Raw genomic sequence first — 26,146 nt, 5'->3', positions numbered from 1 at the left:
ATTGGTTCGGGCTGGCCCGGCCTTCTTCCAGGGGGACGTGCGTAAAAAAAGCGGGGGAGGATGCAATGGAACATGCGCAGGTGGCGGAATGGGATGGCATCGCCTCACCACAATGGCGGCGGCTGGCCACACCGGAGGAAACGCTGGCGCGGGTGACGCCGCTTTTCGGCCTGTTCGGCATTACCAGGGTGGCCAATGTCACGGGACTGGATCAGGTTGGTATTCCCGTTGTCATGGTCAACCGTCCCAATTCCCGTTCTTTGGCTGTTTCCCAAGGTAAGGGCTTAACCCTGGCTGCGGCCAAGGCGTCGGCCGTGATGGAAAGCATCGAATCCTGGCATGCTGAACGGCCGCAATTGTCGTTACGCCATGGATCTTATGAGGATTTGCGCTATAGCCTGCGGCTGGTCGACCCTGACCTGCTGCCCTGTCAGATGGACAGTTTCTTCACCCCCCACACCCAGCTGCTGTGGGCGGAAGGGACCAATCTCGCTGACGGCGCCAGCTGCTGGGTGCCCTATGAGATGGTGCATACCAACTACACTTTGCCGTTGCCCACGGGCCATGGTTGCTTCCAGGCCACCTCCAACGGGCTGGCCTCGGGCAATCACTGGATTGAGGCGGTGATTCATGGCTTGTCGGAGGTGATTGAGCGCGATGCCCGCACCTTGTGGAACCTGCTGCCGGTAGAGGCGCAGGAGGATACGCGGGTCGATATGGAAACGGTGGCTGATCCTGCCTGCCGCAGCCTGCTGGCCAGGTTTGCCCGCGCCGGCGTGGCGGTTGGTGTCTGGGATATGACCGCCGATACCGGTGTGCCCACCTTCATTGCCCGCATCGGCCAAGCGGATGGCGGCGCGTCCCGGCAGGTGCGCCCCGCCAGTGGCTACGGTACCCATCTTGTCCCAGAGATCGCCCTGGCCCGCGCCTTGACAGAGGCTGCGCAAAGCCGGCTGACCTTTATTTCAGGCGCCCGCGACGACATGCAGCGCGAGGAGTATGAGCGCTTCCTCAGCGAACAGGAGCAGGCACTGTGGCTGGATCGCATCCGTTTAGGTGCCCCTGTTCGTGATTTCAACCAGATTGCTCGTTGGCAGGGCGCATCGTTGCGCGCCGATCTGGCTGAATTGCGCCTGCGGTTAAGCCGGGTGGGTGTGGACGATATCGTCGTTATTGATCTGTCGCGGCCCGAAATCGGGATTCCGGTGGTTCGGGTCATTGTACCCGGGCTGGAGGGGGTGGATGGCAGCCCCAATTATTGCCTTGGCCACCGCGGTCGCCGGATTGCCGGTCTGTGACGGCTGGTGGCTAGAGCCGCCGCCGATATCCTTGCAGAATGAAGATTTTCATCCGGTCTGCCCCAATCTGGAGAGTTTGGTCTGAGGAGAAGCAGCATGTCCCATCCGGTCATCGTATTTCTTGGCCCCACCCTGGCCTCATCTCACGCCCGTCGGGTGCTGGAGGCTGATTATCGTGGGCCGGTGGCCCAGGGCGATGTGCTGCGTGCGGTGATGGAGAGGCCTGCCGCCATTGCCATCATTGATGGATATTTCGCCAATGTGCCTTCTGTCTGGCACAAGGAAATCCTTTATGCCCTCTCCCAGGGCATTCCGGTGCTGGGGGCCGCCAGCATGGGGGCGTTGCGGGCCGCAGAACTGCACCCGTTCGGGATGCAGGGGGTGGGGGCGATCTTTCAGGCCTATGTCGATGGTCGTCTGGAGGATGATGATGAGGTGGCGGTAACCCATGGACCGGCGGAACTGGGTTATCCGCTGCTCTCCGAGGCGATGGTGAATATCCGGCGCACCCTTTCGGATGCCATGGCGGCGGAGGTACTCACGTCCCATGATCGTTCGCACCTGCAACGCATTGCCAAGGATTTGCCTTACCAGGATCGCTCCTATGGTCGGCTGCTGCGTGATGCGGTGGATGAGGGGCTGGACGCGGGTGCCATGGAGCATTTTCGGGGCTGGCTGGCCCATGGCCGGGCGGATCAGAAGCGGGAAGATGCGCTGGCCTTGCTGAGCTTCCTGGGCCAGGGTTTGCATGAAGGCAGCCTGAAAGTGCAACCGGGCTTCGCCTTTGAGCATACTTTCATGTGGGAAAAGGTGGCCCGGCCGTTGCTGTCCACGCGCGCATGACTTGCATTTTCTGCTCGCCGCATCAATCATTTGAATATGGCTCGGTGCTGCTGCCGGGTGTCATGGCGGGAAGAATCTTGTGTCGCTGACCGTTGATCCGGCGCTGCTGCGCCGGAACCAGCTCTTCAGCATTCTCAGTGACGCCGAAATGGAGGCGATACTGGGATTTGCCCGCTTACGGCGGGTACAGGCGGAAGAGCGCATTTTTGCCAAGGGCGACCCGGGCGACAGCCTCTATGTGATTCTGCGTGGGCGCGTTGCCGTCCAGACGGAGTCGCGGGAGGCCAAGCTGATGCTGCTCAATATCCTGGATGCCGGTGCGGTGTTCGGGGAAATTGCCATGCTGGACGGGGGGGAGCGTACGGCCACGGTCATGTCGCAGGAGCCGGGGGAGCTGTTGCGCATAGACCGGCGTGATTTCATGCCCTTTCTCTCTCAACATCCCGATCTCTGTATCCGCCTGATGGGCGTGCTGTGCCAGCGGGTACGCTGGACCAGCGCCATTATCGAGGATACCGTCTTCCTCAACGTCACCCGGCGTCTGGCCAAGCGTATCTTGATCCTGGCGCGGGATTTTGGTCGACGCACGGAAAAGGGTATCCGCATCGCCGCCTTCATGAGCCAGGAAGATTTGGCCAACATGCTGGGCGTGTCGCGGGAGATCGTCAATAAGACGCTGAAAAGCTTCCAGGCGTCGGGGGCTATCACCTACCGCAACGGCTATATCGTCGTTCAGGATGAAAGCTTTCTGGAACAGCTGGCGCGTTAAGCCTAGGCTGGCGCCTTCGGGCACAGGCTTTGGCAGGGGGCTTTGATGCGGGCTTGGACACGCGGGTGGCGGGCGGTGAGGTCATTGCCAGTGCTGATGCTTTGTCTGGCGGGCTGCGCCAGTCATGAGGATCAGGTCAATCACCGCTTCATGTTCGTGCCTTCCATGCCACCGCCGTCAGAACCGGCAGTCGCGCCGGCGACGCCTGCCGCAGCGCCAGTCGCCCCCGTGGTGGTGCAGACACCTTTGCCGCCGCCCGTGTTGAAACCACCGCCGGCCCCGCCCGCCCCCCTGGTGCCGCCCACGAAGGCCACGGGGTCGGCCAGCGGCAAAGGAAAGACCGGTTGATGCGTGATTTGAATATGCTGCTGGATCAGGCCATTGCGCTGCACCAGGGGGGCGATCCCGTGGCGGCGGAGCGGCTTTATCGGCAAGTTCTGGTGGCGGCCCCCACCCTGGCCGATGTGCATTATCTGCTGGGCATGGCCTGTTTGCAGCAAGGCAAGGCTGACAAAGCGATACGCAGCCTGCGCACCGCCCTGGCGCAGAAACCGGAAAGGCTGGATTGGCAGTTCAATCTGGGGGTGGCGCAGCGTCAGGCGGGGGCACTGGCCGCTGCGGCCGACTGCTTCGCCGCCGTTGCAGCCCGGCAAACGGCTGGCAGCCCCGAACAAGCTGCCGTCTTGGCCGAACAGGGGGCGGTGTTACTGGCCTTGGGCGATCTGACAGCCGCGGAAGCGGCGCTGCGCCAGGCACTGGCAGTGGGTGCGCCCGATGCTGCGCGCAATCTGGCGACCTGCCTTTATAATCTCTCCGTCGATCCGGCGGCGCCGGGCAGCCTGGCCCGCCTGGCGGAAGCGGTTACACTGTTCCCCAGCCGGGTGGAAATCCGTGAACGGCTGGGCTTGGCCTTGTTGCGGGCTGACCGGGCGGCGGATGCGGCGGCGCAGTTCCGCCTCGTCCTGGCACAAAACCCAGCGGAACAGGAAAGTCGGCTCGGGCTCTGTGACGCGCTTTCTGCGCTTGGCCAGTTTGATGACGCGGTGGCGGAGGCGCGCAGCCTGTTGGCGCAGCATCCGGGACTACCGGCAGGGCTGGTCGCCCTGGCCAGCGGTCTGCACGGGCAGGGCCAACTTTCCGCCGCCGCCGCTGCGCTGGAACAGGCATTGCTGGCATTGCCGCAATCATTTGCCGCTCTGGTCAATTTGGGCACGGTGAAACGGGACCAGGGTGACGATGCCGGGGCGGAGGCTTGTTATCGGGCCGCGCTCGCCCTTTGCCCGAACGATCCCATCGCCCATTGGCAGCGGGCGCAGGCGCGCCTGCTGGCCGGCGATATGGCAGAGGGCTGGCGGGAATATGAATGGCGCTGGCAGGTTCCGGGCTTTCCGCTCGCCCCGGCGTTGGCGGCCTTGCCCCTCTGGGATGGCGGGGCTTTGCCGGCGGGGCGACGTTTGCTGGTGCATGTTGAGCAGGGGCACGGCGATACACTGCAATTCCTGCGCTATGTCTGGCCCCTGGTGGCTCGCGGGGTGCCGGTTTTATGCCAGGTTCAACCCGCCTTGCGGCGCCTTTGCCAGGAGAGCTTGCCGCCGATGGTGGAGATCGGGGTTCTGGGGGAGGTGGTGCCCGCCGATATTGCCTGTCGCATTCCATTGTTGAGCCTGCCGCTCCGCCTTGGTGATGGGCAGGGGGCGCTGGGCCATCCAACCCCTTATCTGCGGGTGCCGGATGAGCGGCGGAACCTTTGGGCGCAGCGGCTGGCGGCCCTGCCAGGTTTGAAGGTAGGGCTTGTCTGGGCGGGTGACGCCAGGGCCGGCGATCCGCGTGCCGCCGCCACGGATCGCCGGCGCAGCCTGTCACTGAAACAACTGGCTGCTCTGGGCACTTTGCCGGGTGTCAGTTTTGTCAGCCTGCAAAAGGGGCCGCGCAACGCCGACGCACAGGTGCCGGATGCCCCGATCATCCTGACAGACTGGACCAGCGAGTTGGTCGATTTTGCCGATACCGCTGCGCTGGTTCAGGGGTTTGATCTGGTGATCGGTGTGGATACGGCCGTCATCCATCTGGCGGGGGGGCTGGGAGTCCCCGTCTGGGTCCTGTCACGATTTGACGGCTGCTGGCGTTGGTTGCGTAACCGAAATGATAGTCCGTGGTATCCCACCCTTCGGTTGTTCCGCCAATCAGCCTGGGGGGACTGGGGGCCGGTACTGACGGAACTGACCGAAAGTCTGGCGCGGTTTATAGACCAAAGGATAGGTCGATAAGAACCCCCTCTACTTTGGACGGGGTAGTAATGCAGGGAGGCGTTTAGCGGAGACATACAGATATGATGTCCCCGCCTCTGGGGGAGGATTAGAGACGATTCTTTGAAGTTTCACAGTATGTTAAGAATTTGTTTGATTATCGGCCGGTGTTGCGTTATCGTAAGCCTGCTGAAAAATGGGCTAGAACCATGCTGATCGAGGGGATCCGAAACGTAGCGACGTCTTATGTGCCGGCCGTCAACCCGACGACCGCCAGCAAGGCGGAATCTACCCCGACCCCGGCGCCCGTTTCTGCCAATTCCGGCACGCCCTATGTCTCCCCCGTCATCCAATATGACAGTGATGCCGCCATCGCCGTTTTGATGTTTCGTGATGGCGATAGTGGCAATGTGGAGACTCAGTATCCGTCGGAGCGCGTGGTGCGCGAATATCGCCTGCGCGGACGGGAGGCGGCTGCAGCCGCCTCCGCCCCCTCCGGTGGATCGCCCGATTCGGGTGGTAAGGCTGATGCTGGGGCAACGTCGTCGCCCCAATCAAGCGCAGCGTCGCCTCCCGCAGCGGGCTCGGCGTCCCCCGCACCTGCCGTTGTGGCTGCACCGACTGCGGCTTCAGGAGCTTCTGGTGGCGGTTCCGCGGTAAATGTCGTTGCCTGACGGGCTTTTGGCTCTCTAAATCTTCCTTGATCACGCGTTGTGCACGCTGCCGCCTATCCTTACGATGGGCTGATATATTGGATGTTTGGATTTTTATGATTTCGTCGTAGTTTGGCAGGGTAAATAGCGCCTGGGTCGTGCTGACGTCCCTGACCAGACGAATAGGGTTGGCCCGATGCGGGAACAACCTGCTTGACAGTACGACAGCCCCGGTGTTTGCTGGGGATAACCCGAAAAATTCGGGTACTCAGGCCTCCAAAGGAGAGATCAAATGTCTTCCAGTGATGTGAACCTCACTTCCAATATGCGCTCCAACCTCCTGCTTTTGCAGAATACGCAGAAGCAGGTATCGTCGATCCAGAACAAGCTGGCTACCGGCAATAAGGTGAACAGCGCCCTTGACGGCCCCAACGCCTTCTTCGCGGCTAAGAGCCTGACGACGCGTGCGGCCGATCTGACCAGCCTGAAGTCCCAGATGGGGCAGTCCATCAGCACGATCCAGGCCGGTGATAAGGGTATCACCGCCATCGACAAGCTGATCGATCAGGCCAAGGGTCTGACCACGTCTGCTTATTCCAGCCTGGGCAATGACTCTGCTTCGATTGCCACGCGCAAGTCGCTGGCGCAGCAGTTCAATGCCATCAAAGATCAGATTGACAAGGTTGCGGGTGACAGCGGCTATGCTGGGAAGAACCTGCTGGCGGGTAACGGCCTGACCCTGGATACGACAGCGGCGAGCCGCACCAGTGTTGACAGCATTGCCGGCCTGTCGGCCAGCCGCGTGACCAACGTTGTTTCTGCGGACACCTATTCGGTCAGTGTGAAGGGCACGGGTGCTATTTCGGGGAATCTGGAAGACATTTCCGGTGCAGAAAGTAAGCGTGGCGTCAGCAGTTTGAAAGTTTCCGGCAAGCTTTCCAACACTGCCGGCAACTTCTCCGACATCTCGATCGAGATGCGGGGGGCCCAGGGCAAGGAACGCACCGTCGTGGTGACGGAAGGCAGCGAAAGCCGTACCTTCAAGTTCTTCGATAACAGCCAGTCTGCAAGCACCAGCACGAAAGCCGGCAACGAAGCCGAAAGCAAAGGGCAGGTCTCGACGGTTGAGATCGGTGGTGCGATTGAAGAAGGTGATACCTTCACTGCTACTGTCAACGGTCAGAGCTTCAGCTACAAGGCACAGGCTTCTGACTTGACTGCCAATGGGTTGGATGTTAGCCCTGATGACCGGCGCAAGAATATTGCGGCTGGCTTGCAAGCCGCTGTTGCTGCTGGTCTGGACAATACCCGGTTCGACGTTGGCACTGCATCGAATAATACGTTCACCATCACTTCCAAGGTTACGACCGGTACAGGTGTCAACTTCACCGTTGGTGCCACAACGACCAATGCTGAAAGCAAGGCTGTATCTGTCAGCTTCTCGTCGGGTACGACAGTATCCTTCAACGTTGACCGTGCCGATCTCAATGCCCTTGGGACGGCCGCCAATGGTAAGTCCACCATTGAGAAGAGCGTCGATATCGAAATTTCGGCAACCAACCTCAATGGTGTCACCACCAGCCGCTCGGCGAATAATGCCCGTGGCAGCAGCAAACTGACAGATGGCGAGAATGCTCTCAGCTTTGACAGTGGTACGGTTCGCGTATCGGTCAACTCGGCCAACATCATGGATGCTGCCAAGGCAAACTCGTCGGCCAACCTGACGACGGTGCAGCGTACCGATGCCAATACCGAGAATGATCTGAATGTGCAGCTGAACGAGTCCAACACCAACAATATCGGTGTGGCTTCGATCAATGTGAAGACGGACGGCCAGGGCCTGCGCGTCGATTATGCGCAGAATGATTTCCTGGATCGTGCGGATATCGACAAGGCTGCCGCCAGCCTGGATTTTGCCAAGAGCACGCTGCGCAGCGCCTCTCAGTCGCTGAGCACCAACCTGAACATCATCCAGAACCGTGAAAGCTTCACCAGCGACTTCTCCAACGTTCTGGTGGATGGCGGTAACAAGCTGACCCAGGCCGACCAGAACGAGGAAGGTGCAAACCTGCTGCTGTTGCAGACGCGTCAGCAGCTGGGCACCATCAGCCTCTCGCTGGCCAACCAGTCTCAGCAGTCGATCCTGCGTCTGTTCTAAGCCGCAGGTCCCATGGGTAACGGGAACGGCGGGCCATGGCCCGCCGTTCTTGTTTCCGGGCCTTCCCTTCCCAGGCACGCGGCATGAAAATGTCGCCTATGCGTGTGTTTTTCCGTGACCTGCGGGGGGCTGGTAGCTTACCTCATAGAAGGGACGTCCAATGGTCGCGCCCTGACATTGTGCTGGGATTCATATCGTGCCACTGAAACTTGTTTTGCGTCCGGGTGAAAAGCTGATCGTCAATGGTGCCGTGATCGGTATCGGTGATCATCCCGTCTCGTTATTTTTCTATAACAAGGTCAATTTCCTGCGTGGTCGTGAGATCATGAAGGAGGAAAATTGCGATACGATTGAAAAGAAACTCTATTTCATCATTCAGCTTATTTATATTTTTCCCGAAGATGCGCAGCTTAATCTGGTGAAATTCGGTCTTATTCTGGAAGATGCGCGCCTGACCCACCCGGCTGAGTCTGAATTGTTTAATGATATTGAGGCTTTGGTTCGTGAGGGGAATTATTATCGTGCCTTGAAGATTTGCCGTCGTCTGTTCGGCGATGCACCGGTGAATGCCTCAGCAGGTCCGGCCGAAAAAGCCCCGCGCCCGCCGGTGATCGTCACCAGGGTTCGGCGCAAGCCGTCAACGGAAACGGCGGAGTAGGGATCAATCCAGTATCAGGGTACGGCAGGGGCCTTTCAGCGGGCCTAAATTCCATACGGCTGTACCCCAGGACCAGCCGACACCAAAACCGCTCAACAGCAGGCGGCTGGGGATTTTGGCCAACCGGTCGCCCAGCGTATCGCTGATGGCCAGCGGAATGCTGGCCGAGCTGGTATTGCCCCGGTCCCGCAGGGCCAGCACCAGTTGATCGGTGGTCGCGCCGATCTTCTGGCCCAGCCGTTTCAGCATCATCTCATTGGCCTGATGCAGCACCACATGGTCGATCTGGGCCATGGTCAGCCCCGCCGCTGCCAAGGTGGCGGCGATGGCCTTGGGCACTTCCCGCAGGGTGAAGGCGAAAACCTGGGTGCCATCCATGAACAGGGGCGGCCCGTCCGGGCAGCGCTGGCCGCCCTGCTGTTTGATCAGATAGGGGGCACCGGCCCCGTCCGTGCCCAAATCCACCACCAGTTCCCCGGCAGCCGGATCATATTCCAGCGCCGTCACCGTGGCGGCATCGCCGAACAGCGGGGCGGTGCTGCGGTCATCGGCATCCAGCGTGCGGCTGGTAATGTCGCCGGCCACCAGCAGGGCGCGGCCCCGCCCCATGCCGGCCAGCAGGCTGGCGACATTCCACAACCCATAGATATAGCCGGAACAGCCCAGCCCCATATCAAAGGCCGCGCAATGCCGGCCCAAACCCAGCGCGTTCTGCAACAGGCAGGCGGTGGCGGGCAGCGGATGGTCCGGCGTCTGCGTCACCACAATCAGCAGGTCGATGCTGTCCGCCGCCCAACCCAGCCCGGCCAGCAACGCCCGCGCGGCAGGCAAAGCCAGATCGGACAGGCATTGGTCGGGCCGGGCAATATGGCGGCAATGAATGCCGGTGGCGGCGGCAATGCGTTCCGCCTGTTCCACCCCGAACCGCCGGGCCAGATCGCTGACATCCTGTGTGGGGGCGGGCAGGGCGGAGATGATGCCGCGCAACGCGATGCCCTGGATGCGCGCCTGCGCCATGATGTGTGCGCCCCTCTATTCAGCAACCGATCCCGCCATCGACGGTCAGCGTCTGGCCAGTGATGAAACCGGCCGCATCGCCCAGCAGGAACAGAATCAGCGGCACCACATCCGCCGCCGTGCCCAGCCGGCCCAGCGGCGTGCGGCGCACGATCTGCTCACGCTGCCCTGCCGACAGGGTACCCGACATTTCCGTGTCCAGATAGCCCGGCGCCACGCTGTTGACGGTGATCTGCCGCCGCCCCACCTCCCGCGCCAGGGCGCGGGTCAAGCCATCCAGCCCGGCCTTGGTGGCGGCATAGGCGGCAAGGCCCGTATAGCCGCGCTGGCCGATGATGGAGGAAATATTGATGATCCGCCCGCCGCCGGCCCGGCCCAGCATCTGTCGCAGCACCCCGCGCGCCATCTGGATGGAACCGGTCAGGTTGGTCTGGATCAGCCGATCCACCTCCACCAGCGGCAGGGTGGCCAGAATGCCATCGCGGGCGATGCCGGCATTGTTCACCAGCCCCCAGGGCACGCCAAACCGGGCAACGGCCGCCTGGATGAAGCGGTCGGTGCTGTCACTGTCGCCAATATCCGCCTGTTGCCAGAACAGGTCGCCGCCGGCCCGTTCCAGCAAGGCGGGCAGGGCATCGCCCTGGGTGCGGCTGCATGTCGATACGCGATATCCCGCATCCAGCAGCGCCGTCACGATGGCAAGGCCCAGCCCCCGGCTGCCGCCGGTGACGATGACATGGCGCTTCATGCTTCCTCCGCGATGCGTCGCTTCTTACCCGATGGCAGCAGGGCAATGTGATCCACCAGCCGCAACCGGCGCGGCCGGGCCGGCGGTGGCAGATCGGCCAGGGTGCGCGCCACCGCCGCCCGCCAGTCCCCCGCCGCCAGTTCCGGTGATAATAGCAGATCGGCGGCCAGCAATTGACCGGTGATCGGGCTGGGGATGGCATAGACCACGGCATCACGCACGCCTGGCAGGGCTAGCAAGCACGCTTCCGCCAGCAGCGGATCAACCTTCGTGCCGCCGACATTGATGGTCAGGTCCGCCCGACCCTGGAACATCACCCGGTCCCCGGCCAGCATCACCCGGTCACCCGTGTCGGCATCACCGACATGCAGCGTGCCACCCCGGATGGTCAGCGGCGGACAGCCGGCGGGGGGCTGTTCCAGCCACCGGGCGGGGAAGCCCGCTTTGCCATCGGCCACGCTGAACAGGCGGCCCTGTTCGGTGCTGGCATAGATATGCCGGGTGCGGGCCTGTGGGAACTGGTTGGCCAGCGCATCTAGCAATGGCTGGTCTGCGGCTTCCCCGCCCAGGGTGATGGCGGCCAGCGGCGGGCGCTGGCCGCTTAACAACAGGCCGCGCCAGAAACTGGGGGTGGATGAGAGGTGTGTCACGCGTTCAGCCACGGCCAGCCGCGCCAGGGTGGGCAGGTCGGCCCCGGTTGCGGCCAGCAGCGTACCGCCGCCGATCAGCACCGTCAGCAGCACCTGCAGCCCGGCAAAGCCACCGGCATCATAGGTCAATAGCCAGCGCCCGCCGCCGCTGTCCCCCGCCTTGCCGATGCCGGCCAGCACCTGGGAAAGCGGCTTGGCAACGCGTTTGGGCGTGCCAGTGGTACCAGAGCTTTCCAACAGCAGCACGGCACCGCTTTCGCCGGTGGTATCAGGGGCCGGCAGCCCGCCGCGCAGCAGGGCCAGCGGACAGGCCTGCTGCCAGGCGGCGATCAGGTGGGCTGCCACCTGGCCGATATCCCGCCCCTGCACCGCCAGGGGCTTTTCGCCATCCCGTCGGATGGTCCCAGCCAACGCCAACAGGCCGGCGCTGTCCAGTACCTGCCCATCCTGAAGCAGGCGGGCATCGGGGTGCAGCCAGGGCGGGGCGGGGGGAGCGGCCATGTCCTATCCTTTCAGCGCGATCCAGCCCCAGATCACGCCGCCAATGATGCCGATGATGCCAATAACGATGAGCAGCCCCCAGAGGAATTGCTTGAACTCCCCCTGTTTCCAGGCGCTGCGGGCCAGCAGCAACAGATAGAGCAGCACGGCCCCGCCGACCATGCCGCCCGGTCCGGGCATCCAGTCAGGCATCGGCGTAAAGCGCCGCCAATTCGCCGGCATTGGTGAACTGGCGGAACCCGCTGCGGAACGGGTCTTTGCCCGTCAGGCCTTCCAGCGCCACGATCAGCGTGGCCAGATCCAGTGAATCAAAGGGCAGGGGGCCGTCCAGAAAGGCGGTGTCGGCCGTGATGGCCACTGCCGCTTCCCCCTTTTCCGTCAGGATGCGGTTGGTCTCCTGCGCGATCAGGGCCAGTAATTCCGCGTGACGCTCACTCATGCATGGAAACTCCGAACCAGTTCATTGACACGGCTGGCCGCTTCCACATGTGGCATATGGCCAGCGCCTTGCAACAGATGCAGTGGGATGCGGGTGGGGATCAGCTCTGCCGCCGGCGGCGGCACAATACGATCTTCTGCCCCCCAGATCAGTTGCAGCGCTACGCCCGGCGGCGCCCAGTCGCGCGCCACCAGCTTTTCGCCCAGATCGGCGCGGTTGGCGGCCAGAATGGCGGCCACCGCCTGCCGTGCCGCCGCGTCCGCCATGCGCAGGGCCAGCGCGCGGGCCAGCGGCTCCACCAACTGGTCGGGTTGGGCAAACAGGGCGGCGGCCACGGCGCGAGCCTGTGTAATATCCGCCGCCCCGGCCAGCCGGTCCAGGAAACCATAATCCAGATCGCTGCCCAGCCCGGCACAGGCCAGCAGGCTGGCGCGGCGTACCCGGCCGGGCCGGTGGGCCAGATCCAGCGCCACCCGCGCACCCAGCGAATGGCCCACCAGATCAACCCGGCCCAGGCCCCGCTGATCCAACAGGTTTTCCACCCAATCGGCCAGATCGCACACCCGCGCCCCGCCGACATCCAGGGTGGAGGTACCATGGCCCGGCAAATCCAGCGCCAGCACCTTGCGTTCGCCGCCGGCAAAGGCCGTGACGTTGAATTGCCAGGTCAGCGCATCCCCGCCCAGGCCGTGCAGCAGCACCAGCGGCACCCCGCCGCCCTGTTCTGTTTCCAGCCAGGAGGCGGGGCCGTCATCCAGCATCACCTTGTGTCGGCGCGGGCGCATTCCACCACGGCTGCGCCCGGTTTCGCCGGGGGTGGGCAGGGGCGTATCAGGCGACACCGGCCAGCGCCAGCAGGTCGTTGATGGTCTTGGCCTTGGCCAGATCCTCGCCGGCCACCACCTTGTCGAAATGTTCATCGACGAGCGCGATGAAGCTGATCACGGCCAGGCTGTCCCAGCTATCCAGGCTTTCCAGCGCCTCTTCCCCGGTCAGGGTACCGGGGTCCAGTTCCAGCATTTCGTCCAGGGCGTTCAGGAAATCGGCACGGTTCATCATTCTTCTCCTTCAGCGGGCAGGGTTTTCTGCACCACATCGCGGTTCAGCGCCACCCATTCCGGATGGGTCCGCATCAGCGTGTCGGCATCCTGCCAGCCGAAATCCGGGCGGGTGGCTGACAGCGTCTCCAGCAAGCGGCATACCAGGGCGTAATCGCCCGCTGTATCCACGCACCAGCGCCATGGCGTTTCTCCGTCACCCACGATGTCGGGCCGGGTCAACAGGCCCAGGCGGAAGCGTTCGGGCCGGCGCCAGAGGAAGGGCATGACATGTTCGCGCTCAAAATCGGCCTTGGCCTCTTTCCAGGCGGTTTCCAGCGCATCCAGGCGGGTGATTTCCGCATCGAGCCCGCGCGGATAGCGGGATACATCGATGCCGGCATAATCCAGCGGCTGGCCTTGAAAATAATCGACCAGATCATCCACCAGCGCCGGGTCGATCAGCGGGCAGTCAGCGGTGAAGCGCAGCACGATATCTGCCCCCCCGGCAAGGGCTGCCCGGTAGAAACGATCCAGCACATCGGTTTCACTGCCCCGGAACACCGGCACACCCAGGCCGGCGGCATGGTCGGCCAGGGCATCATCGGCGGGCAGGTCGCTGGTGGCCACCATCAGCCCATCCAGCCGGCGGCAACGCTGCAGCCGCCCCACCTGCCAGGCCAGCAGGGAGCGGCCGGCGGCCGGCAGCAGCACCTTGCCCGGCAGCCGGGTGGAGCCCAGCCGTGCCTGGGTGATGCCAACGATGCGAGGCTGGGCGGCCATCAGCCCTTCGGCCCCAGCATGGACCAGTCCAGCGGTTCGCCGCGCGTCAGGTTACGCGCCGCAACGCGGCCCAGCACATCGGGCAAGTGTTTGGGCGGCAGGCCCAGGCCGGGGCGGACGGATCGCACATTAGCCCCCGTCAGCACCTCCCCCGCCGCGACATCGGCGGTGACATAGAGGGAGCGGCGGAAGCTGCGCCCCCCCGCCTCGCTGGGTTTCAGGGCATAGGAGATACTGCCCAACGCGGCATGGGCGGCGGCACAGGCATCGGCCATGGCGCGAAATTCCGCCGGTTCCAGGGAAAAGGCGGCATCTGGCCCGCCATCGGCGCGGGCCAGCGTGAAATGTTTTTCGATCACCACCGCCCCTAGTGCGACAGCGGCCACCGGTACGGCGACACCCATGGTGTGGTCCGACAGGCCGGCGGCGACATCGAAGGCCTGGGCGAGATGCGGGATGGTGCGCAGATCGCAATCTTCCACCGGGGTGGGGTAGCCGGAGACGCAGTGCAACAGACAGATATTATCGTTGCCGGCCACCCGCGCGGCGGCCACCGCCTCCGCCACCTCCCCCAGGGATGCCATGCCGGTGGACATGATCAGCGGCTTGCCGGTTCGCGCGGCCTTTTCGATCAGCGGCAGGTCGATCAGTTCAAAACTGGCGATCTTGTAGGCGGGCGCGCCCAGGCTTTCCAGCAGGTCGATGGCGGTGGGGTCAAACGGGCTGGAGAAAATGGGAATGCCGATCGCGGCGGCATGGGCGAACAGGGCGGGGTGCCAGTCCCACGGCGTATGGGCCTCCTGATACAGCTCATACAGCGTGCGCCCGGCCCATAGCCCACCCTCCAGGCGGAATTCCGGCCGGTCGACATCCAGCGTGATGGTATCGGCGGTGTAGGTTTGCAGCTTCACCGCATCGGCACCCGCCGCCTTGGCGGCATCGATCATCCGTCGCGCGCGGTCGATATCCCCCTTATGGTTGCCCGACAGTTCCGCAATCAGGAACGGCTTCTGGCCTGGGGTGAAACGGGCGGGAAATTCGGTCATGGGCGGATGTCCGGCAGGGGTTTTCCTTTAATATCATCCGCATGGGGTGAGGTGGAAGGGCAAGGCCGGGAGGGAACCACTTTTGTGTTTCCAGGTTTTACGGCGGGGTTGTAGAAAGCTGGCATTAAACAGGCAGGATGGGACGATGCGACGTTTCGAATTAATGATGTGGGCCATCCTGGTTGCATCGATTTGCGGCCTTCCGGCGATCGCGCAGGAGACCAGCCGCCCGCAGGTGGTTAACTACATACCGCCAAAGATAATCTCGCCCTGTGGTGCGCGTGCCTTTGGCATGAATGATCTTCGGCAGGAGAGGGAGGGCTGGGTCAATTTACGCTTTACTGTCAAAAAAGATGGAACCGTGGTGGATCCGGAAGTCATCAGTGCCTTTGGTGGCAAGAATTATGGCGCGGCCGCCCTGGAATGGCTGGCGAATTGTAAGGTGGAACCGGCAAAGCAAGATGGCGTGGCGATCGATCAGGTCGATTTTGTCAGGTCATTTTTCTTCAGTATTGACGATATGGAAAAGGGGGGAAGCCCCCGCGTCCGCACCCAGATGCGGGAATTTGGGGAATTGATTGATGCCAAGCAGTTCGATGCGGCGTCCGCCGCGTTGGACAAGGCTGAAAAAGACTGTCGGACCTTGTATGAAATCGCGCATCTGATGTGGAGTCGGGCAGTGCTGCAGGCACGCCGCGGCAACCACGAAACGGCGCGCCTCTATCTCAACCAGACGGGACATTTGAAGACTTATATGGAGCCGTCCGATCAGAGCCGTCTCGACCGCATGAAATTGCGCATGGAGATGTTATCTCTGCATGTCGTCGCAGCGGGACTGACGGCCGATCAGATCCCCGATCTGGGCCAGCGGGAAGGGGATGATGAGTTGAAAGAGGTGCTGGCGAAACTGAAAGCCGCCAGCGCGGAGGAGCCGATATGGGATGTGGAGGGACAAATTCCCCGCGACTGCCCGGAATATGTCTGCGGTCGCGTACCAACCTGGGAATATAAACCACTCCACCGCACCATTTCGCTTGATGGCATAGCGGGAAATCTGTCCCTGGTGGAAATCGTTTGCCAAAGTAAAAAGGCAAAGATGGAGCCCAAGCCCAATGTGACCTGGACCATTCCAGCAAGCTGGCAATCATGCAGCATCCGCGTGACCGGGGAACCGGGGGCCCGTTTCACCCTGGTGGATGAAAAGGCGCCTTCTTATACCAATCCCCCTTGATCGTGACCGATCCAGGGAGATTTCGTGTTCCCTCACGCGCCGGGCGCTGCCATCCGGCGGATTGGTATCAGTCGAAAGGGCCCCCTTTCTGTGGAAAGGGGGCCGCAATGGATGGGTCAGGGCTGCGGCAGCTTTGCCAGTGCCGCCACGGTGCTGACGCAGGCCACGGCTGCTTCCTGGCCCTTCTTCACGAAATGGTCGCGGAAGAAGCTGGTATGCACATCATGTTCGTGGAAATGATGCGGCGTCAGCACGGCGGAAAATACCGGTACACCGGTATCCAGTTGCACGCGCATCAAGCCGTCGATCACGGCCGATGCCACGAAATCATGCCGATAGATGCCGCCATCGACCACGAATCCGGCAGCGACGATGCCGGCATAGCGCCCGCTGCGGGCCAGTTTCAGCGCGTGCAGGGGGATTTCAAAGGCGCCCGGCACCTCGAACAGGTCGACATTGCCGGCGGGAATGCCCAGATCGCCGATGCTGGCCAGGAAACTGTCGCGTGCATTATCGACAATATCGCGGTGCCAGCAGGATTGGATGAAGGCGATGCGGGTAGTGGGGGAAAAATGGAACTGATTCATGGTCTTCCTTTCTGGACCAGAATCAGGGCATGGCGGCAGCGTCAGGGCCCGGCCCCTCTGGGCCGCCCCCTGGCATTGCCGGTCCTCTTTCATCCGGACTGTAACCGTCGGCCCCGGAATTTCACCGGATCTGCTGGACCCCGGCCGGGTGGCCGGGCGCTCGCGGGCTGTACCGCCGGTGGGGACTTTCACCCCGCCCTGAGAGACGGCGACACCCGGACTGGATGCCGCTGATGCCGCGATAGCAGGAAGTGCCGGCAGGCGCAATATCCAAACAACAGATGTCCGTTGTGGGAACGAAAAATTTCCCGATCAACATGGTAGGAATTAGTCCAGTATTATGCCGCTGACGGCTGCCACCACCCGATCCAGATCGGCCAGCGACATGCCGGCATAGAGCGGCAGCGAGAGGCATTGATCATACCAGCCCGCCGCCCCGGCTAGTTCCAGCGCGCCGTAACGTTGCTGGTAATAGGGCTGGCGATGCACGGGGATGTAATGCACCTGCGACCCAATCCCCAGCGCCCGCAGCCGGGCCATGAAGGCGCTGCGATCCAGCCCGAGGGCAGCAAAATCCAGCCGCACGGGATAGAGATGCCAGCCCGGTTCCGCCCCTGCCACCCGCGCCACCGGCAGCAGGCGGGGGGCCAGGGGGGCAAAGGCGGCGTCATAAAGCGCCACCAGCCTGCGCCGCGCGGTCAGGAAATGCGCCAGCTTGTCCAATTGGGAGCGGCCGAGGGCGGCCTGGATATCGGTCATCCGGTAATTGAAACCGATCTCCGGCATTTCATAATACCAGGGGTTGGGCTTGCCATCGGCCCCGGTGGCGGCCGCCCCATCCTGAAAGGCGCTGGCATCGCGCACCATGCCATGGCTGACCAGCCGGCGCAGCCTTGCGGCCAGCGCATCGTCGTTGGTGGTCACCATGCCGCCTTCACCGGTGGCCAGGGTCTTTACCGGGTGGAAGGAGAAGCAGGCCATGGCGGCACGGTCACAGGCGCCCACTTCCACCATGGCCCCATCCCCGCCGGGCAGCCGGGTGCCGATGGCGTGGCAGGCATCCTCGACCAGTGCCAGCCCGCGTTCGGCGGCGAGATCGGCCAGCCCCGCCATCTCGGCGGGCTGGCCGGCCAGATGCACCGGAATGATGGTGCGCACCCGCCAGCCCTGTGCCGCCGCCCGCGCGATGGCTGCTTCTGCATCGGCCCGGCGCATCAAGCCGGTTTGCGGGTCCACATCGGCAAAGGCCACCTCCGCCCCGACATAGCGGGCGGCATTGGCACTGGCCAGAAAGGTGATACTGGGCACGACCACCGCATCCCCCGGCCCGATGCCCAGGGCCAACAGGGCCAGATGCAGCGCCGCCGTACCATTGGCGCAGGCAATGGCATGTCTGGCCCCCACCTTTGCGGCAAAGGCCAGTTCAAACCAGCCGACCTGCGGCCCCTGGGTCAGCCAGTCCCCCCGCAGAACCTGGGTGACGGCCTCAATATCCGCTTCATCCAGATATTGTTTTCCATACGGAATGAAACCACCGCTCATGCCGGCCGTTCCAGCAGCGGGCGCAACGTCTCCGGCGTCAACCATTCCGGATTCGTATCGGATCGGTAGGAGAAACCATCCGGCACCGGCACCGCCCCCTGTTTGGTATAGGGCGCACGGTCCCACCAGTTGAAGGCTGGTTCGATCACGTAACGATCCGGCAGTTCCACGGTCTGGCGGGCATCATCCTCGGTGATCATGATCTCGTGCAGCTTTTCGCCCGGCCGGATGCCCACCACCTTATGCGGCAAAGCGGGGGCCATGGTGAGCGCCAGATCGACGATCCGCATGGAAGGGATTTTGGGCACGAAAATCTCCCCCCCCTGCATCATGCCGAAGCAGGAGGCGACGAATTCAACCCCCTTGTCCAGGGTGATCCAGAAGCGGGTCATCCGCTCATCCGTGATGGGCAGATGCGTCGCCCCCTCATCCACCAGCTTGCGGAAGAAGGGCACCACACTGCCGCGTGACCCCACCACATTGCCATAGCGCACGGCGCAAAAGCGGGTGCCGACGGAGCCGGACAGGTTGTTGGAGGCAACGAAAATCTTGTCCGATGCCAGTTTGGAGGCACCATAAAGGTTGATCGGGCTGGCCGCCTTGTCGGTGGACAGCGCCACCACGCGCTTCACCTTGTTGTAAATCGCGGCGTGCACGACATTTTCCGCGCCGTTGATATTGGTGCGGATACATTCCAGCGGATTATATTCGGCCGTCGGCACATGTTTCAGCGCAGCGGCGTGGACAACATAGTCGATTTCCCGCATCGCCATGTCCAGCCGCTGCTGGTCGCGTACATCGCCGATGAAAAAGCGCAGCACATCGCGATTATCCAGATCGGCGAATTGCTGCTGCATCTCATATTGCTTGAACTCATCGCGGGAGAAGATGACCAGCCGGCGCGGCTGGGTCTGGGTCAGCAGATAGCGGGCAAAGCGCCGGCCGAACGAACCGGTCCCCCCGGTGATCATGATGGACGCACCCTTGAACAGGGCGGCGGGGCTGCTGGCGGTGGCGATCATGCCGGGCGCTTCCATGGGCGTGGCGGGCGGTGGAGTCGGGGGAGAGTCTAACCAGTTTATCCAGCCGGGTTAAGCATTTCCGGTCAATGCGGGGTTGGTGTGGGGCTTGGGGCTGGGCTAGACTGCCGTTCCCGCCACGGCCGACACTGAACCGGACCCGGAATGGACCCGAAAAACAATGTGAAAGCCGACTCGCCGGCTGCCCTGCTGGACCGGGCAATTGCCCTGCATCAGGCGGGCGATGCGGCCGGGGCCATTCGGCACTACCGGTCTTATCTGGGGCAACGGCCGGGCGACTTGCAGGCCAGCCATTTGCTGGGGCTGGCCCTGTGGCAGGGGGGGGAACAGGCGGAAGGGCTGGCGCTGGTGGCGACCGCGGCGGAGAAGGCGCCGGGTGCGGCCAGCATCCAGAATAATTATGGCGGCCTGCTGAAGGCACTGGGCCGCTACAAGGAGGCGGAAGCCGCCTTCCGCCGGGCCCTGGCGGCCAAGGCGGATTTTGCCGATGGCTGGAGCAATCTGGCGGCCGTGCTGATCGATCTGCGCCGCCCGGCCGATGCAGTGGCCGCCGGGCGGCGCGCCACCGCGCTGGCCCCAACGGCGGCGGGGGGCTGGGCCAATCTGGGTGTGGCGCTGCTGGAATGTGGCCGGGTGGGGGAGGCGGAGCAGTGCCAGCGCCGCGCCATCGCCCTGGCCCCCGGGCTGGCCGTTGCCCATGCCAATCTGGGCACCTTGCTGCGGCTGAATGGTCAGGTTCAGGCGGCGGTGGAATGTTTTGAGACCGCAACAAGGCTTGATCCCGGCCAGCCCGTGGCGCGGTTGAATCTGGGCTTGGACCATCTGGCCCATGGCCGGCTGGGGAGCGGCTGGGATTTCTATGCCGACCGGTTCCGCGCCGGCCACCGCACCCCCGCCGCTGCCTTGCCCCTGCCGCTGTGGCAGGGGGAGCCGCTGGCCGGCCGCCGGCTGTTGATCCGCCCTGAACAGGGGCTGGGGGATGAGATCATGTTTGCCAGCGCCGTGCCCGATCCGGCCCGGCTGGGTGGCGCTATCATCCTGGAACTGGATGCACGGTTGGCGCCGCTGGCCGCCCGCGCCCGGCCGGATATCCAGGTGGTGCCCGCAGGGCAGGCGGTGGCGGCGGATTGTCAGGTGGCAGCCGGCGATCTGGCCGGGCATTTGTCGCGCGATCTGGGCGGTTTCACCGGTCAGCCCTGGTTGAAGGCTGATGCGGATGCGGTGGCCATCTGGCGCCAGCGGCTGGCAACGTTTGCCCCTGGCCAGTTACGGATCGGTTTCTGCTGGCGCAGCGGGCTGTTGAGCGCCGGCCGGCTGGACATGTATAGCCGGCTGCAGGATTGGGCACCGTTATTCGCACTGCCCGGCATCTGCTGGGTGCCGCTGCAATATGATCTGGCGGAGCCGGCCACGGCGGCGGAACTGGCCAGGGCTGGCCAGCATTTTGCCACGCCCGACGCGCTGGGCGCGACGCTGGACCTGCGGCAGGATCAGGATGGGGTGGCGGCCCTGATGGGGGCGCTGGATCTGGTGATCAGCGCCGGCACGGCGGTGGCGGAACTGGCTGGGGCCCTGGGCGTGCCGGTCTGGCGGTTTGGCAGTGCCGATGACTGGACCCGGCTGGGCGCCGGGGTGCGCCCCTGGTATGGCACCATGCGCCTGTTCCCCAGCCCGCCGGGCGCCCCGGCCTCTGCCGCCATCCCGGCCCTGGTGCGGGCGCTGGCGGGCTTGCGGAACGGCGTGGAGAAAGTGCAGGCCCCCGCCGCGCCGCCCTCGCTGGAAGAAAGCGTTGCCGCCCACCGGGCGGGCGATCTGCGCCGGGCGGAGGCGGGGTACCGCGCTGTGCTGGCCGCCGCGCCGGGGGAGGTGGATGCTGCGCATCTGCTGGCGCTGGTGCTGTTGCAGGATGGTCGGGCAGCGGAAGCCCTGGGCTTTGTCGATCAGGCCCTGGCCGGCGATCCCGATTTTGCCAATGCCCATAATTCACGCGGCAGCATCCTGAAGACCTTGGGGCGCTTGGGGGAGGCAGCGGCCGCTTTCCGCCAGTCCCTGGCACTGCGCCCGGATCAGGCGGAGGCCTGGGCCAATCTGGGGGCGACCCTGACGCAACTGCGCCGGCCGGCTGATGCCATCGCAGCACTCCGCCGGGCTTTGGCCCTGCGGCCCGATTATCCGCGCGCCCTGGCCTCCCTGGCCACCGCCTGGCGGGCCATGGGTGAACCGGCAGCGGCGGTGGAGGCCAGCCGGCAGGCGCTGGCCTTGGACCCGACCCTGGCCGATGCCTGGAGCGATCTGGGGTTGGGGCTGGCGGCGCTGGGGGAGACGGCGGAGGGGCTAGCCTGTCAGGAAAAGGCACTGGCGGCCGATCCCGGCCATGCCGAAGCGGCGATCAATCTCGCCACCCTTCATGCCAGCATCGGGCAGCCGGTGGCGGCAAGGGCGGCGGTGCGGCGCGCACTGGCCATCCGCCCCGGCGACCCGCGCGCCCGCTACAGTTTGGGCCTGCTGCAGCTGGCCGCCGGCGATCCGGTCGCCGGTTGGGCGGGTTATGCGGAACGCTTTGCCTGCGGGGAGGTGCGGGGCACGCCGGACCTGCCCCTGCCGCTGTGGCAGGGGGAGCGGCTGGCCGGTCGCCGCCTGCTGGTGCAGCGGGAACAGGGGCTGGGGGACGAGATCATGTTCGCCAGCCTGTTCGGGCACCTCACAAGACTGGATGGTCTGGTGACGGTGGAGGCTGATCCCCGTCTGCTGCCCCTGCTGGCCCGCCGCTGGCCCGGCCTGCGCTTTCTTGTGGCGGGGCGGGCCGAGGATCAGGATTTGCGTGTGGCGGCGGGCAGCCTGCCCGGCCTGCTGGCCCCCGATCCCGCCGGGTGGGACGGGGCTGCTTTTCTGGCGCCGCGCCCCGATCTGGCTTCCCGCTGGCGGAATCGGCTGGCCGCCTTGCCACCGGGCCTGCGCGTCGGCCTGTGCTGGCGCAGCCAGCTTTATAAGGGCGACCGGGCGGGCGGTTACACCATGTTGACCGACTGGCTGCCCTTGTTCCGGCTGCCCGGCGTGCAGGTGGTGAACCTGCAATATGATGATGCCAGGCAGGAGATCGACCAGCTGGCCCGCCATCATGGGGTGCGCCCGCATGGCTGGGACGATCTGGACATGAAGAATGATCAGGAGGGGGTGGCCGCCCTGATCGCCGGGCTGGACCTTGTGATCACGGCCCCCACGGCGGTGGGGGAACTGGCGGGCGCGCTGGGCGTGCCGGTCTGGCGCCTGTCGGAACGGGGCGACTGGTCCCGGCTGGGAACGGGCGTGCGGCCCTGGTTTTCCGCGATGAATATAGCGACAGTGCCGCCGCGCACGGCGGTGGCGGCGCAGGTACCGGCGGTGGTGGCGCGGCTGGCCGCCCTGATGGCGGGTTCGGCCCCCGATCCGGAACAGTCCCTGCACGCCGGCATTGCCCGGCAGAGCGGGGGCGATCCGGCCGGTTCCATGGCGCATTACCGCACCGTGCTGGCCCAGCAGCCGAACCATCCCGTCGCCCTGCATCTGCTGGGTCTGGCGCATCACCAGCAGGGGCAGGGTGAACAGGGCCTGCCCCTGATTGAACGGGCGGTGGCCCTGGCCCCGGATTATGCCGCCGCCTGGGGCAATCTGGGCAACCTGCATCAGACGCTCAACGACCCGGCGGCAGCGGAAGGCGCCTATCGGCAGGCCCTGGTATTGCGCCCGGATTCTGCGGAAAACTGGACCAATCTGGGCAATATGCTGCGCCAGCAGCATCGGCTGCCCGAGGCGGTGGCCGCCCATGACCGGGCGGTGGCGCTGCGGCCGGACTGGCCCGTCGGCCATGCCAACCGCGCCACCGTTTTCAAGGAGATGGAGCGGCCGGGCGAAGCCGCCCGTGATTTTCAGCGGGCGCTGGCGTTGGGCGGGGACACGGCGCTGAATTTCGCCGGGCTGGCCGATGTGCGGCGCCAGGTGGGCAACCTGCCGGAAGCGGCGGCGGCGCTGCGTCAGGCCATCCGCCGGGTGCCGGGTGACGCTGAACTGTGGAACCAGCTGGGCCAGTTGGCGCAGGCGATGGATGACCGCCCGGCCTCCATGCAGCATTACGACCGGGCACTGGCCCTTGATGCGGGCCTGGACAGCGCCCGGCATAATCGCGGGATGCTGGCCTTGCGCCAGGGCGATCTGGCCAAGGGGTGGGACGGTTACGCCGCGCGCTACCGCGCCAATGCCGTGGTGCAGGGCCGGGCCTGCGACATCCCGGTCTGGCAGGGGGAGCCGCTGGCCGGCCGGCGGCTGCTGGTCTGGGGGGAACAGGGGCTGGGCGACCATCTGCTGTTCGCCGCGCTTTATCCGGCTTTGGCGGCCTTGGACGGGCAGGTGATCATGGAATGTGACGCCCGTCTGGTGGGGCTGTTCAGCCGATCCTTCCCCTGGGCGCTGGTGCGGGCGGTACAGTCGGGGCCGATGCAGGCCGATTGCCAGATTGCGGCGGGTGATCTGGCCGGTCTGCTCTGGCAACATCTGGGGGATCAGCCGCTGCTGCCCTATCTGCGGCCCGAAGCTGCGCGGGTGTCGGTGTGGCGGGAGCGGCTGGCGGGGCTGGGGCCGGGCCTGAAGGTCGGCCTCTGCTGGCGGTCCAGCCGGCTGACGGCGGCGCGCAGCAGTTCCTATGTCAGCATGGCGCAAATGGCGCCGCTGGCCGCCGTGCCCGGCATCATCCTGGTCAATCTGCAGATGGGGCTGGAAGCGGTGGAGCGGGCGGCCGGGGACACCGCCGGCGTGCGCCCGTATTGTTTTGCCGATCTGGATTTAAAGGACGATCTGGAAGGGCAGGCGGCCCTGATTGCCGGGCTGGACCTTGTCATCACCGCCCCCACGGCGGTGGGGGAGATGGCGGGGGCGGTCGGTACGCCGGTCTGGCGGCTGATCGGGCCGGATTGGACCAGCCTGGGCACTGGCGTGCGCCCCTGGTTCAACGCCATGCGCCTGCTGCACCCGCAGCCGTCGCACGCCGTGACGGCCGCCGCCAGCCTGCTGCGCCGTCTCTCATCCAGACTGCTTTAACAAGCGGCTGAAGAATCCATCCGCGCCTTACCCTGTCCGCTGTACCGGGTGACCCGGTGACCGGCCCCTTTGTCAGCCACCTGCCCGAACAGAACAATGTCGCATCCGGCATCTTGTGGCATAAGGGGGGCCAATCTTAGCACCTGGACCCCGGCCCCCATGATCCGCCTTGAAAATATCAGCAAACATAATGGTCACCGCATTCTGTTCCTTGAATCTTCTGCGGCGTTGAACCGGGGGGAGAAGGTGGGGCTGGTTGGCCCCAACGGCGCTGGCAAGACCACCTTGTTCCGCATGATCACGGGGGAAGAACAGCCGGATACAGGGCAGGTATCGGTGGAGAAGCAGGTCTCCATCGGCTATTTCAGCCAGGATGTCGGCGAGATGGCCGGCCGCAGCGCCGTTCAGGAAGTGATGGATGGCGCCGGGCCGGTCAGTGAGGTGGCCAAGGAACTGGCCAGCCTGGAACAGGCCATGGCCGACCCTGATCAGGCCGATCAGATGGACGCGATCATCGAACGCTATGGTGAGGTGCAGGCGCGCTTTGATGAGCTGGGCGGCTATGAGCTGGAGGGCCGCGCGCGCGAAGTGCTGGCCGGGCTCAGCTTCAGCCAGGAAATGATGGACAAGGATGTCGGCGCCCTGTCGGGCGGCTGGAAAATGCGCGTGGCGCTGGGCCGCATCCTGCTGATGAAACCCGATGCCATGCTGCTGGACGAACCCAGCAACCACCTGGACATTGAAAGCCTGATCTGGCTGGAAGGGTTTCTGAAAGCCTATGACGGTGCCCTGCTGATGACCTCCCACGACCGGGAATTCATGAACCGGATCGTCAACAAGATCATTGAAATCGATGGTGGATCGCTGACCAGCTATTCCGGCGATTATGCTTTCTATGAACAGCAGCGGGCGTTGAACGAAAAGCAGCAGCAGGCGCAGTTTGAACGCCAGCAAGCCATGCTGGCCAAGGAAATCAAGTTCATCGAACGGTTCAAGGCGCGGGCCTCCCACGCTGCCCAAGTGCAAAGCCGGGTCAAGAAACTGGACAAGATTGACCGGGTGGAGCCGCCGAAACGTCGCCAGACGGTGATGTTCGAATTCCCGCCGGCCCCGCGCTCGGGCGAGGATGTGGCGGTTCTGCGCAATGTCCATAAGGGCTATGGCAGCCGCGCCATCTATCAGGGCTTCGACTTCACCATCCGCCGCAAGGAACGCTGGTGCGTCATGGGTGTCAATGGTGCCGGCAAGTCGACCTTGCTGAAGCTGATTGCCGGGGTTGACCAGCCTGACAGCGGCACGGTCAATGTCGGGGCCAGCGTGAAGATGGGCTATTTCTCCCAGCACGCGATGGAGCTGCTGGACGGTGATCAGACCGTGTTCGAGGCGCTGGAAAGCGCCTTCCCGCAGGCCGGCCAGGGATCGCTGCGGGCGCTGGCCGGCTGTTTCGGCTTTTCCGGCGATGATGTGGAAAAGCGCTGCCGGGTGCTGTCCGGCGGGGAGAAGGCGCGGCTGGTGATGGCAATCATGCTGTTCAACCCGCCCAATTTCCTGGTGCTGGACGAGCCGACCAACCATCTTGATCTCGATACCAAACAGATGCTGATCACCGCCCTGGCGGCCTATGAAGGGACCATGCTGTTCGTGTCGCACGACCGGCATTTCCTGGCCGCCCTGTCCAACCGGGTGCTGGAACTGACGCCGGATGGCATCCATCAATATGGCGGCGGCTATACGGAGTACGTCGCCAGCACTGGGCAGGAGGCCCCCGGCCTGCATAGCTGATTAAGGCCTGCTCCCGGCGCGGACCCCTCGCCGGGAGCAGGGGGACCG

The 26,146-nt window shown here is 64.4% G+C and carries 21 protein-coding genes and 1 riboswitch; of the genes, 9 read left to right on the top strand and 12 right to left on the bottom strand.

The genetic code is table 11. The annotated features are described in order from the left end of the window. Positions 1-65 precede the first annotated feature (65 nt). The 6 genes from PCJ49_RS03415 to PCJ49_RS03390 all read left to right on the top strand — a co-directional run bounded on the left by PCJ49_RS03415 (position 66) and on the right by PCJ49_RS03390 (position 8,625). Positions 66-1,298 (top strand): YcaO-like family protein, encoded by a 1,233-nt coding sequence (locus PCJ49_RS03415; protein ID WP_269909721.1) that lies wholly within the window; start codon positions 66-68, stop codon positions 1,296-1,298. A gap of 96 nt (positions 1,299-1,394) precedes the next feature. Continuing rightward, positions 1,395-2,141, top strand: a complete 747-nt coding sequence (locus PCJ49_RS03410; protein WP_269909720.1) for a TfuA-like protein — start codon at positions 1,395-1,397, stop codon at positions 2,139-2,141. Between the two features lie 79 nt (positions 2,142-2,220). Then, positions 2,221-2,910, top strand: coding sequence for a Crp/Fnr family transcriptional regulator (locus PCJ49_RS03405; protein WP_269909719.1), 690 nt, complete (start codon positions 2,221-2,223; stop codon positions 2,908-2,910). 347 nt (positions 2,911-3,257) lie between these two features. Then, positions 3,258-5,177 carry a tetratricopeptide repeat protein gene (locus PCJ49_RS03400; RefSeq protein ID WP_269909718.1) on the top strand — a complete coding sequence of 640 codons (1,920 nt, stop codon included), beginning with the start codon at positions 3,258-3,260 and terminating at the stop codon, positions 5,175-5,177. A 924-nt stretch (positions 5,178-6,101) separates the two neighbouring features. Continuing rightward, entirely contained in the window at positions 6,102-7,967 is a 1,866-nt protein-coding gene (locus PCJ49_RS03395; RefSeq protein WP_269909717.1) for a flagellin, read from the top strand. A gap of 196 nt (positions 7,968-8,163) precedes the next feature. Further along, a complete protein-coding gene (locus PCJ49_RS03390) occupies positions 8,164-8,625 on the top strand; it encodes a flagellar biosynthesis repressor FlbT (RefSeq protein WP_269909716.1) in 462 nt (153 codons plus the stop codon). A gap of 3 nt (positions 8,626-8,628) precedes the next feature. Here the strand turns inward: PCJ49_RS03390 and PCJ49_RS03385 are convergent, their stop codons facing one another. From PCJ49_RS03385 to pseI, 9 genes are read right to left on the bottom strand one after another with little or no spacing between them, the layout of a single operon-like run. After that, positions 8,629-9,642: a ketoacyl-ACP synthase III gene (locus PCJ49_RS03385; RefSeq protein ID WP_269909715.1), complete on the bottom strand. Its 1,014-nt coding sequence runs from the start codon at positions 9,640-9,642 to the stop codon at positions 8,629-8,631. A 19-nt stretch (positions 9,643-9,661) separates the two neighbouring features. Continuing rightward, the gene (locus PCJ49_RS03380; RefSeq protein ID WP_269909714.1) at positions 9,662-10,390 is read right to left on the bottom strand and encodes an SDR family NAD(P)-dependent oxidoreductase; all 729 of its coding nucleotides are present in this window, start codon (positions 10,388-10,390) and stop codon (positions 9,662-9,664) included. After that, the gene (locus PCJ49_RS03375) at positions 10,387-11,541 is read right to left on the bottom strand and encodes an AMP-binding protein (RefSeq protein ID WP_269909713.1); all 1,155 of its coding nucleotides are present in this window, start codon (positions 11,539-11,541) and stop codon (positions 10,387-10,389) included. The genes PCJ49_RS03380 and PCJ49_RS03375 overlap by 4 nt, the downstream gene beginning before the upstream one ends. Positions 11,542-11,544: 3 nt before the next feature. After that, positions 11,545-11,733 carry a hypothetical protein gene (locus PCJ49_RS03370; protein WP_143270990.1) on the bottom strand — a complete coding sequence of 63 codons (189 nt, stop codon included), beginning with the start codon at positions 11,731-11,733 and terminating at the stop codon, positions 11,545-11,547. Next, entirely contained in the window at positions 11,726-11,980 is a 255-nt protein-coding gene (locus PCJ49_RS03365) for an acyl carrier protein (protein WP_269909712.1), read from the bottom strand. Before PCJ49_RS03365 ends, PCJ49_RS03370 begins: the two co-directional genes overlap by 8 nt. Beyond that, on the bottom strand, positions 11,977-12,822 hold the full coding sequence (locus PCJ49_RS03360; protein WP_269909711.1) for an alpha/beta fold hydrolase: 846 nt from the start codon (positions 12,820-12,822) through the stop codon (positions 11,977-11,979). Before PCJ49_RS03360 ends, PCJ49_RS03365 begins: the two co-directional genes overlap by 4 nt. After that, entirely contained in the window at positions 12,812-13,039 is a 228-nt protein-coding gene (locus PCJ49_RS03355; protein WP_269909710.1) for a phosphopantetheine-binding protein, read from the bottom strand. The genes PCJ49_RS03360 and PCJ49_RS03355 overlap by 11 nt, the downstream gene beginning before the upstream one ends. After that, positions 13,036-13,800 (bottom strand): glycosyltransferase family protein, encoded by a 765-nt coding sequence (locus PCJ49_RS03350; protein WP_269909709.1) that lies wholly within the window; start codon positions 13,798-13,800, stop codon positions 13,036-13,038. The genes PCJ49_RS03355 and PCJ49_RS03350 overlap by 4 nt, the downstream gene beginning before the upstream one ends. Beyond that, positions 13,800-14,846: a pseudaminic acid synthase gene (gene pseI, locus PCJ49_RS03345; protein ID WP_269909708.1), complete on the bottom strand. Its 1,047-nt coding sequence runs from the start codon at positions 14,844-14,846 to the stop codon at positions 13,800-13,802. The genes PCJ49_RS03350 and pseI overlap by 1 nt, the downstream gene beginning before the upstream one ends. A gap of 145 nt (positions 14,847-14,991) precedes the next feature. Between pseI and PCJ49_RS03340 the strand changes: the two genes are divergently transcribed. Next, entirely contained in the window at positions 14,992-16,077 is a 1,086-nt protein-coding gene (locus PCJ49_RS03340) for a TonB family protein (protein ID WP_269909707.1), read from the top strand. 116 nt (positions 16,078-16,193) lie between these two features. Here the strand turns inward: PCJ49_RS03340 and PCJ49_RS03335 are convergent, their stop codons facing one another. The 3 genes from PCJ49_RS03335 to pseB form a co-directional block, all read right to left on the bottom strand. Next, positions 16,194-16,664 (bottom strand): 6,7-dimethyl-8-ribityllumazine synthase, encoded by a 471-nt coding sequence (locus PCJ49_RS03335; RefSeq protein ID WP_269909706.1) that lies wholly within the window; start codon positions 16,662-16,664, stop codon positions 16,194-16,196. 77 nt (positions 16,665-16,741) lie between these two features. Beyond that, a riboswitch (FMN riboswitch) is annotated at positions 16,742-16,874 on the bottom strand. Positions 16,875-16,991: 117 nt separating this feature from the next. Beyond that, positions 16,992-18,206, bottom strand: a complete 1,215-nt coding sequence (gene pseC, locus PCJ49_RS03330) for a UDP-4-amino-4,6-dideoxy-N-acetyl-beta-L-altrosamine transaminase (protein ID WP_269909705.1) — start codon at positions 18,204-18,206, stop codon at positions 16,992-16,994. Continuing rightward, positions 18,203-19,228, bottom strand: coding sequence for a UDP-N-acetylglucosamine 4,6-dehydratase (inverting) (gene pseB, locus PCJ49_RS03325; protein ID WP_269909704.1), 1,026 nt, complete (start codon positions 19,226-19,228; stop codon positions 18,203-18,205). The genes pseC and pseB overlap by 4 nt, the downstream gene beginning before the upstream one ends. Positions 19,229-19,390: 162 nt before the next feature. On the opposite strand from pseB, the gene PCJ49_RS03320 reads away from it, so the two are divergent. Continuing rightward, positions 19,391-24,316, top strand: a complete 4,926-nt coding sequence (locus PCJ49_RS03320; protein ID WP_269909703.1) for a tetratricopeptide repeat protein — start codon at positions 19,391-19,393, stop codon at positions 24,314-24,316. Between the two features lie 159 nt (positions 24,317-24,475). Continuing rightward, positions 24,476-26,098, top strand: a complete 1,623-nt coding sequence (locus PCJ49_RS03315) for an ABC-F family ATP-binding cassette domain-containing protein (RefSeq protein WP_269909702.1) — start codon at positions 24,476-24,478, stop codon at positions 26,096-26,098. Positions 26,099-26,146 lie beyond the last annotated feature (48 nt).

It is taken from the genome of Niveispirillum sp. BGYR6 (genome assembly GCF_027568365.1).
Lineage (GTDB): Bacteria > Pseudomonadota > Alphaproteobacteria > Azospirillales > Azospirillaceae > Niveispirillum.
The sequence above is the reverse complement of the archived record's forward strand: the minus strand, read 5'-3'. Positions and strand labels throughout refer to the sequence as shown.

Coding starts and splice junctions, on each gene's coding strand:
- PCJ49_RS03340 (WP_269909707.1), top strand. CDS start 14,992: ATGCGACGTTTCGAATTAATGATGTGGGCCATCCTGGTTGCATCGATT.
- PCJ49_RS03315 (WP_269909702.1), top strand. CDS start 24,476: ATGATCCGCCTTGAAAATATCAGCAAACATAATGGTCACCGCATTCTG.
- PCJ49_RS03350 (WP_269909709.1), bottom strand. CDS start 13,800: ATGGCCGCCCAGCCTCGCATCGTTGGCATCACCCAGGCACGGCTGGGC.
- PCJ49_RS03355 (WP_269909710.1), bottom strand. CDS start 13,039: ATGATGAACCGTGCCGATTTCCTGAACGCCCTGGACGAAATGCTGGAA.
- PCJ49_RS03415 (WP_269909721.1), top strand. CDS start 66: ATGGAACATGCGCAGGTGGCGGAATGGGATGGCATCGCCTCACCACAA.
- PCJ49_RS03335 (WP_269909706.1), bottom strand. CDS start 16,664: ATGAATCAGTTCCATTTTTCCCCCACTACCCGCATCGCCTTCATCCAA.
- PCJ49_RS03395 (WP_269909717.1), top strand. CDS start 6,102: ATGTCTTCCAGTGATGTGAACCTCACTTCCAATATGCGCTCCAACCTC.
- pseB (WP_269909704.1), bottom strand. CDS start 19,228: ATGATCGCCACCGCCAGCAGCCCCGCCGCCCTGTTCAAGGGTGCGTCC.
- PCJ49_RS03320 (WP_269909703.1), top strand. CDS start 19,391: ATGGACCCGAAAAACAATGTGAAAGCCGACTCGCCGGCTGCCCTGCTG.
- PCJ49_RS03410 (WP_269909720.1), top strand. CDS start 1,395: ATGTCCCATCCGGTCATCGTATTTCTTGGCCCCACCCTGGCCTCATCT.
- PCJ49_RS03385 (WP_269909715.1), bottom strand. CDS start 9,642: ATGGCGCAGGCGCGCATCCAGGGCATCGCGTTGCGCGGCATCATCTCC.
- PCJ49_RS03365 (WP_269909712.1), bottom strand. CDS start 11,980: ATGAGTGAGCGTCACGCGGAATTACTGGCCCTGATCGCGCAGGAGACC.
- pseI (WP_269909708.1), bottom strand. CDS start 14,846: ATGACCGAATTTCCCGCCCGTTTCACCCCAGGCCAGAAGCCGTTCCTG.
- pseC (WP_269909705.1), bottom strand. CDS start 18,206: ATGAGCGGTGGTTTCATTCCGTATGGAAAACAATATCTGGATGAAGCG.
- PCJ49_RS03380 (WP_269909714.1), bottom strand. CDS start 10,390: ATGAAGCGCCATGTCATCGTCACCGGCGGCAGCCGGGGGCTGGGCCTT.
- PCJ49_RS03375 (WP_269909713.1), bottom strand. CDS start 11,541: ATGGCCGCTCCCCCCGCCCCGCCCTGGCTGCACCCCGATGCCCGCCTG.
- PCJ49_RS03370 (WP_143270990.1), bottom strand. CDS start 11,733: ATGCCTGACTGGATGCCCGGACCGGGCGGCATGGTCGGCGGGGCCGTG.
- PCJ49_RS03400 (WP_269909718.1), top strand. CDS start 3,258: ATGCGTGATTTGAATATGCTGCTGGATCAGGCCATTGCGCTGCACCAG.